Origin of the sequence: Knoellia sinensis KCTC 19936, from assembly GCF_000768705.1 — a bacterium.
In the GTDB taxonomy this organism is placed as follows: Bacteria; Actinomycetota; Actinomycetes; order Actinomycetales; family Dermatophilaceae; genus Knoellia; species Knoellia sinensis.
Window position 1 is genome coordinate 252,027 of sequence record NZ_AVPJ01000006.1, and the last position, 6,246, is coordinate 258,272.

Sequence of the window (6,246 nt, forward strand, 5' to 3'; positions counted from 1 at the left end):
AGGCAACTCACCATGCTCCGGAACTTCGGCGCTCCCGAGATCATCATCATCGCGGTCCTCCTCATCGTCATCTTCGGGTGGAAGCGCCTGCCGGATGCGGCGCGCAGCCTCGGGCGTTCGGCTCGTGTCTTCAAGTCCGAGGTTGACGAGATGAAGGCTGACGGCAAGGCCAAGAAGCCGTCCGAAACAGTGCCTGGTGAGACGGTCCGTCGTGAGGCTGACGACGCCGCTCCGCGCGCCACGTCGCCGATCGACGAGAACGCCCCCCGCACGGACAACCAGTCGGGTCCCACGTCCGGCAACGTCGTCTGACGCACTCGTCGATGGCCCGAGTTGCCAAGTCCGGTCGGCCTCGCCTGCCCCGACGCCGCGAGCGTGACCCCGAGGGTCGCATGTCGCTCGGCGACCATCTGCGCGAGTTCCGCCGTCGTGTCCTCGTCGCGGCCGTCGCCGTCTTCGTTGCCGCAGTGGCTGCGGCGCTGAACTACGAGCGCATCTTCGACTTCCTCGCAGCCCCCTTCAATCACTACAAGACGACGAACCCGCAGAGCACGATCAGCCTCAACTTCGGCGAGGCGACCTCAGCGTTCTCCAACCTCATCTCCCTGTCGGTCTTCGTCGGTGTCATCGCAGCAAGCCCGATCTGGCTGTACCAGCTGTGGGCATTCATCGTTCCCGGGCTGACCAAGAAGGAGAAGCGGGTCTCTCTGGCGTTCATTGCGGCGACGGTGCCGCTCTTCCTGGGAGGGTGCTTCCTGGGCTACCTGGTGCTGCCGCAGTCCCTGCAACTCTTGTATGGCTTCTCACCGATGGGAACGTCGAACATCCAGCAGGTGTCGGCCTACTTCTCGTTCGTGACGCGATTCATCCTCGTGTTCGGCGCAGGCTTCCTCTTCCCGGTCTTCCTCGTGGCCTTCAACGCTGTCGGGATCCTCCCGGCGGAGAAGATGATTCGCGGCTGGCGTCCAGCCGTCGTGATGATCTTCCTCTTCTCGGCGGTCGCGACCCCGACGGCTGACCCGATGACGATGTTCCTCCTGGCGGGGCCTCTCATCCTTCTGTACTTCCTGGCCTACGGCATCGCCCGTCTGCTCGACCGTCGTCGCGAGTCCCAGCGCCCCGACTGGCTTGAAGCGGCCGACGACGAGGCCTCGGCCCTGTGACCGGGGGAGAGCGTCTGCGGATCGGTCTCGTCATCAATCCGACCGCGGGCAAGAACACCGGCGCCAGGATCGGACGTGAGGCTGCATCGCTCCTTGCCGCCGGAGGTCATGACATCGTCGACCTGTCGGCCATGGACGGGGCACACGCCCTCGAGCGTGGTCGCGACGCCATCGTGGGTCAGTCGGTCGACTGCGTCGTCGTCGCTGGCGGTGATGGCATGGTCCACCTCGGCGTGAACCTCGTCGCCGGGACCGACATCCCGCTCGGCATCATCGCCGCCGGCACCGGCAACGACAACGCCCGTGAGCTCGGACTACCGGTGCGTGACGCGGCCAAGGCCGTCGAGCGGATCACTCATGGTGCGACCCGTCGGATCGACGCCGTCCGCCACGTCACTCCACACGGCGACGAGCGATGGTTCGTCGGCGTGCTCGCTGCGGGCTTCGACGCCGTGGTCAACGAGCGCGCCAACGGGTGGAACTGGCCCAAGGGAAGGATGCGCTACAACTTGGCGATCGCCCGCGAACTGGGTGTCTTCAAGCCGATTCCGTACGTCGTCGAAATCGACGGCAGCCGACACGAAACGAAGGCGATGCTTGTCGCGGTCGCCAACGGGCCGGCATACGGCGGAGGCATGAAAGTCGTCCCTTCGGCGGAATTCGACGACGGACTTCTCGACGTCCTCATCGTGCACGAACTCTCGATCCCGACGCTGCTGCGCGTCTTCCCGAGAATCTTCAAGGGCACGCACGTGACCCACCCAGCGGTGGAGATCCTGCGTGGCGGACACGTCCGTCTGGAGGCCAAGGGCATCGTGGCCTATGCGGACGGCGAACGGTTCGAGCCGTTGCCACTTGAGTGTGAGGTCGTCCCGGGAGCGGTCACCGTCCTGACGTAGCCTGAGGAGCATGACGACACCGGGGCCGCATCTGGCGGCGTTCGCGGCCTCGAAGACCTTCCCGCTCGACGAGTTCCAGGTGCAGGGTTGCACCGCGGTCGAGGCAGGTCAGGGCGTCCTCGTGGCAGCGCCCACGGGTGCAGGCAAGACCATCGTCGGTGAGTTCGCGGTGCACATGGCCCTCGCGACGGGACGCAAGGCGTTCTACACGACCCCGATCAAGGCTCTCTCGAACCAGAAGTACCACGACCTCGTCGCGGCCCACGGCGTCGACAAGGTCGGGCTGCTCACCGGGGACTCATCCGTCAACGGGGAGGCTCCGGTCGTCGTCATGACGACCGAGGTGCTGCGCAACATGGTCTATGCGGGCTCGACCACGTTGGAGGGCCTCGGCTTCGTCGTCATGGACGAAGTGCACTACCTCGCTGACCGCTTCCGGGGTGCCGTGTGGGAAGAGGTCATCATCCACCTGCCCGAGTCAGTGCAGGTCATCTCACTCTCCGCGACCGTGAGCAACGCCGAGGAGTTCGGCGACTGGCTCGCCGAGGTGCGCGGAAACCACGCGGTCGTCGTCTCCGAGCACCGGCCAGTGCCGCTGTGGCAGCACATGCTCGTGGGCAGCTCGCTCTTCGACCTCTTCGTCGATGAGACAGCCGAGCCGCGCGAGGACGGGTCCACGCCACGCGTCAACCCCGACCTCGTCCAGGCGATTCGTGGCGCGGAGCACCGACGGCCCGATGACGGCTGGGTGCGTGGCAGCACCCGGGACCGGGGACGTGGCCGGGCACCGGGTGGAGCCCGCGAGCACCATCGTGATCACCACCGCGATCGTGGCCGTGGTGGTCGCGCCGAGGGGCGTCCAGCCGGGCGGGACGACCGAGCGTTCACCCGGGGGAGCCGGCCCGGCGGGGGAGCGACCCGTGCGGAGGTCATCGCGCAGCTCGACCGCGATGGACTCCTGCCAGCGATCACCTTCATCTTCAGCCGGATGGGCTGTGAGGCCGCGGTCGGCCAACTGCTCTCTGCCGACACGCGCCTCATCCCGCAGCGTGAGGGGGAGCGCATCCGCCGGTTCGTCGAGGAGCGGATGGACTCACTGGCCGACGAGGATCTTGGAGTGCTCGGCTACTTCGACTTCGTCGAGGGACTGTCTCGAGGTTTCGCGTGCCACCACGCCGGCATGCTGCCGCTCTTCCGGGAGATCGTCGAGGAACTCTTCACCGCGGGACGGATTCGTGCAGTCTTCGCGACGGAGACGTTGGCCCTGGGTATCAACATGCCGGCGCGCACGGTGGTCCTCGAGAAGCTCGTGAAGTTCAACGGTGAGACGCACGCCGACATCACGCCGGCCGAATACACCCAGCTCACCGGCCGCGCTGGCCGGCGCGGTATCGACATCGAGGGCCACGCCGTGGTGCAGTGGAGCAGGGGCCTCGATCCACTCGCTGTGGGCGGTCTGGCGTCGACCCGCACCTATCCTTTGCGTTCGAGCTTCAAGCCGACCTACAACATGGCTGTCAACCTCGTCGCCCAGGTCGGCCGTCAGGTCGCCCGCGAGATCCTCGAGACGTCGTTCGCCCAGTTCCAGGCCGATCGGGCCGTGGTGGGCCTCGCGACCAAGGTGCGGCGCAACGAGGAGGCGCTTGAGGGCTACGCCGAGTCGATGCACTGCCACCTGGGGGACTTCCGGGAGTACGCCGGGCTGCGTCGGGCGATCGCCGACGCGGAGAAGGACGGCGCCAGGCAGCGCTCCGCCAGCCGCCGCGCCGAGGCAGCCGTCAGTCTCGAGACCCTCAAGGTCGGCGACGTGATCAAGGTTCCTGCGGGTCGCCGCGCGGGATGGGCCGTCGTCGTGCAGTCAGCCAGGACCGGCAAGGGCGCACCCAGCGGTCCCGGTGTCGTCACGGAGGACCGCCAGTTCCGCAGGTTGACCCTCACGGACGTGCCCGTCCCCGTGGAGCCGGCCACCCGGATCACCGTTCCCAAGCACTTCAATCCCAAGTCGCCGAAATCGCGGCGGGACCTCGCAACCACCATGCGCATCGCCGTGCCCCACGACCCGCCACCGAAGTCGGCCAAGGAGGCAGGACGCGAGGCGGCCCAGGAGAACGACCGGGTCGCACACCTGCGAGCCGAGCTCAAGGCCCACCCGTGCCACCAGTGCCCGGACCGTGAGAATCACGCCCGTTGGGCCGAGCGTTGGTACCGCCTCAAGCGCGAGACCAGCGGCCTGCAGCGCAAGGTGGAGGGGCGCACGAACAGCGTGGCACGCACGTTCGATCGGATCTGCGTCGTCCTGACGCAGCTGGGCTACCTCGACGACGACAAGGTCACCGATCGTGGGGAGCGGCTTCGTCGGCTCTATACCGAGCGCGATCTCCTGGCGGCCGAGTGTCTTCGGCGAGATGTGTGGAAGCGCCTTGACGCCGCCGGCCTCGCCGCGTGCGTGTCGACGCTCGTGCACGAGCCGCGACACGAGCAGGCCGACCCGTCGCCCAAGATGCCTACGGACGAGGTGGCGACCGCCATCACGGAGATGCAACGACTGTGGAGCGAGCTCGACGACATCGAGGACGAACACGGACTCGAGACGACGGACGCCCCGGACGGCGGAATGGCATGGATGGTGCACCGGTGGGCCAGCGGCGAGAGGCTCGACGCCGTCCTGCGGGGCCATGACATGGCCGCCGGTGACTTCGTCCGTCGATGCAAGCAGATCGTCGACCTGCTCGGTCAGATCGCTGATGCCGCGCCCGACACGGAATTGCGTCGCACGGCGCGCAAGGCGATCGACGGGGTCATGCGCGGAGTGGTCGCGGCAGACCGCCTCGACTGACGCGATTCGAGCTGGATCCGTTGGAGCTCAGGGGATCTGGAGGGCCGCCAAGACTCGGTTGATCGGATTCGTGACGCCGTAGGTGGAGGCGAGTTCGCTCAGGAGTCGAGTGTCCGCCACTGCCGTGGGCACACTGATGTCGACGTCGGCGACAGGAGCGTCGCGAGCCACTCTCACGACGCGTGGTGCGACGTCGAGATAGTCGGCGGCCGCTTCGAGATTCGCGCGTCGCGCCCCCTTGATCGCCGGATCGCCATCGTCGACTGCCTTGCGCAGACCGTCCAGCGAGCCGTATGCCGCGATGAGCTGTGCCGCGGTCTTGTCGCCGATTCCCTTGACTCCGGGGAGGCCGTCACTCGTGTCACCGCGCAGGATCGACATGTCGAGGTACGCCTCACCGGACGACACGGCATACCGTTCTTGGAGGTACGCCTCCGTCCCCTGATCCGGTTCTCGCACACCGCCTTTGCCCGTGTAGAGCACGCGGACGCCGTTCGCGTCATCGATGAGCTGAAGCAGGTCGCGGTCACCCGTGACGACGTCGATGGGCATCGTGCCCCTGTGGCGTTCGACGAGGGTACCGATCACGTCGTCGGCCTCGAATCCGTCTGCACCGAGTCGGGCGAGACCGAGGGCCTTGAGTGCGTCAGCAATGAGCGGCACCTGAGGTGCGAGGTCGTCGGGTACCTCCTCGGCGGCGGTGTCGTCTGATGCCGGGTGGGCTTGGTCGGGAGCGTCGCCCACGGCAGGAACCGTTGCGGCAACTGCGGGCTCGGCGACTCGGTGAGCCTTGTAGCTCGGGATGAGCTCGACCCGGAACTGCGGGCGCCAGTCGTTGTCCCAGCAGGCCACGAGATGCGTGGGCTTCTGCGCGGTCACGAGCGTGGCGATCATGTCGAGGAAGCCGCGGAGCGCGTTGGTCGGTGGTTCGGTCGGTGAACTCCTTTGGTCCGGAACGCCATAGAACGCGCGGAAGTACAGCGAGGCGGAGTCGAGCAAAAGTAGCTTCTGATTGGTCATCTCAACGATTCTCGTAGGGGTTCGTGATCCATGCATTCGATCCTTGCGCATGAAGCAGGTCCGCCTGCGACTGCCAGTCCCAAGAATCGGTGGTGTGGATACCGCCCTTGGACACGAGGACGGTGGTTGGAGCGGTTGTGACCCCTTGGAACAGAACGCGACCGTCGCGCCCGATGACGACCTCGTATGCCGGCCGGTTGCGGAGAAGCAGCCCCCGGCGGCGGGTGCCCACACGGCGCATCTTGATCATCGCGTCGCTCACTGGACCGCCCTGTTCCCAGTCATGCGCGCAACGATAGTATGAGTCCCGTGGAGTGGTGGGCTTTGA

General features: G+C 66.8%; 6 protein-coding genes. 4 read left to right on the plus strand and 2 right to left on the minus strand.

Features of this window, described 5'->3' with window-relative positions; all coding sequences use genetic code 11:
- Positions 1 to 12: 12 nt before the first annotated feature.
- Genes tatA through N802_RS10450 form a run of 4 tightly spaced genes read left to right on the plus strand, consistent with a single transcriptional unit; the run spans position 13 to position 4,898 of the window.
- On the plus strand, positions 13 to 312 hold the full coding sequence (gene tatA, locus N802_RS10435) for a Sec-independent protein translocase subunit TatA (protein ID WP_035915708.1): 300 nt from the start codon (positions 13 to 15) through the stop codon (positions 310 to 312).
- A gap of 11 nt (positions 313 to 323) precedes the next feature.
- Entirely contained in the window at positions 324 to 1,163 is an 840-nt protein-coding gene (gene tatC, locus N802_RS10440; protein WP_245613906.1) for a twin-arginine translocase subunit TatC, read from the plus strand.
- Positions 1,160 to 2,062, plus strand: a complete 903-nt coding sequence (locus N802_RS10445; RefSeq protein WP_084072117.1) for a diacylglycerol/lipid kinase family protein — start codon at positions 1,160 to 1,162, stop codon at positions 2,060 to 2,062. The genes tatC and N802_RS10445 overlap by 4 nt, the downstream gene beginning before the upstream one ends.
- A gap of 10 nt (positions 2,063 to 2,072) precedes the next feature.
- Positions 2,073 to 4,898: a DEAD/DEAH box helicase gene (locus N802_RS10450; RefSeq protein ID WP_035915716.1), complete on the plus strand. Its 2,826-nt coding sequence runs from the start codon at positions 2,073 to 2,075 to the stop codon at positions 4,896 to 4,898.
- A gap of 27 nt (positions 4,899 to 4,925) precedes the next feature.
- Here N802_RS10450 and N802_RS10455 read toward each other — a convergent pair whose 3' ends face one another.
- Together N802_RS10455 and N802_RS10460 are read right to left on the minus strand one after the other, a co-directional pair.
- Positions 4,926 to 5,918, minus strand: a complete 993-nt coding sequence (locus tag N802_RS10455; protein WP_035915719.1) for a 5'-3' exonuclease — start codon at positions 5,916 to 5,918, stop codon at positions 4,926 to 4,928.
- Position 5,919: 1 nt separating this feature from the next.
- Positions 5,920 to 6,180, minus strand: a complete 261-nt coding sequence (locus N802_RS10460) for a hypothetical protein (protein ID WP_035915721.1) — start codon at positions 6,178 to 6,180, stop codon at positions 5,920 to 5,922.
- Positions 6,181 to 6,246: the final 66 nt, after the last annotated feature.

What these genes read in the sequence shown, in the direction of transcription:
- tatA (WP_035915708.1), top strand. Translation starts at nt 13, where the DNA reads ATGCTCCGGAACTTCGGCGCTCCCGAGATCATCATCATCGCGGTCCTC.
- N802_RS10450 (WP_035915716.1), top strand. Translation starts at nt 2,073, where the DNA reads ATGACGACACCGGGGCCGCATCTGGCGGCGTTCGCGGCCTCGAAGACC.
- N802_RS10455 (WP_035915719.1), bottom strand. Translation starts at nt 5,918, where the DNA reads ATGACCAATCAGAAGCTACTTTTGCTCGACTCCGCCTCGCTGTACTTC.
- tatC (WP_245613906.1), top strand. Translation starts at nt 324, where the DNA reads ATGGCCCGAGTTGCCAAGTCCGGTCGGCCTCGCCTGCCCCGACGCCGC.